This window comes from Haloarcula sp. Atlit-47R (genome assembly GCF_003665985.1).
GTDB lineage: Archaea > Halobacteriota > Halobacteria > Halobacteriales > Haloarculaceae > Haloarcula > Haloarcula taiwanensis.
Genome location: NZ_QPLQ01000022.1, coordinates 1 through 696 on the forward strand (window position 1 = coordinate 1; position 696 = coordinate 696).

Below are 696 nucleotides of genomic sequence, written 5' to 3' on the forward strand. Positions count from 1 at the left end.
GCTCGTCCGCAACGCGGGCGAAGACCACGTCGAACTGCTGGCCGACCTGAAGGCGGCACACGCCGCGGGCGACGACGCCGCGGGGTTCGTCCTTCCGGACGGCGAGGTCGGAAACGCCGCCGAGTGCGGCGTCTTCGACGCCGCGGCGACGAAGCGCCGGGTCGTGCTGCGCGCCTCGGAGGTGGCGAATCTCGTGCTCAGAGTCGACGACGCCGTGGACGCCGACTTCACCGAGGAGCCGGCGGGACCGGGCGAGGCAATCTACGACGAAGAGGCCGAAAAACACGCTGACTACCTCGAACACACCGACGGGACGCGCTGGGATATCTGAGACGCGGCGCGTCGACGTGTGGGTGCCGACGGGTGGTCGCTGCCGACCTCGAAAAAGAAGCAACCGTGTTCCGTTCGATTCGGGTCGCGTCAGGCGTCCGGCCAGCGCTCGATGTAGACGGCCTCATCGGTGTAGAAGCGAATCGCGTCGTCGCCCTGCGCGTGGAGGTCGCCGAAGAAGGAGTCCTTCCAGCCGCCGAAGTGGAAGAACGCCATCGGCGCGGCGGTGCCCGCGTTCACCGCGAGGTTGCCCGCCTCCACCTCGTGTCGGAACCGCTTGGCGTCGGCCCCGCGGTCGGTGAACAGGCTGGACGCGTTGCCGAACTCGCTTTGGTTGACGACCTCGACGGCGTGGTCGAAGTCGTC

General features: G+C 68.4%; 2 protein-coding genes. One reads left to right on the forward strand and one right to left on the reverse strand.

Annotated elements, in window-relative coordinates:
- The coding region (locus DVK00_RS20645; protein WP_233560866.1) for a TCP-1/cpn60 chaperonin family protein at positions 1-331 on the forward strand (331 nt) is incomplete at its 5' end.
- Positions 332-420: 89 nt separating this feature from the next.
- Here DVK00_RS20645 and DVK00_RS20650 read toward each other — a convergent pair.
- Positions 421-696, reverse strand: a 276-nt coding sequence (locus DVK00_RS20650; RefSeq protein ID WP_121578511.1) for an aldehyde dehydrogenase family protein, incomplete at its 5' end; no start/stop codon positions are given.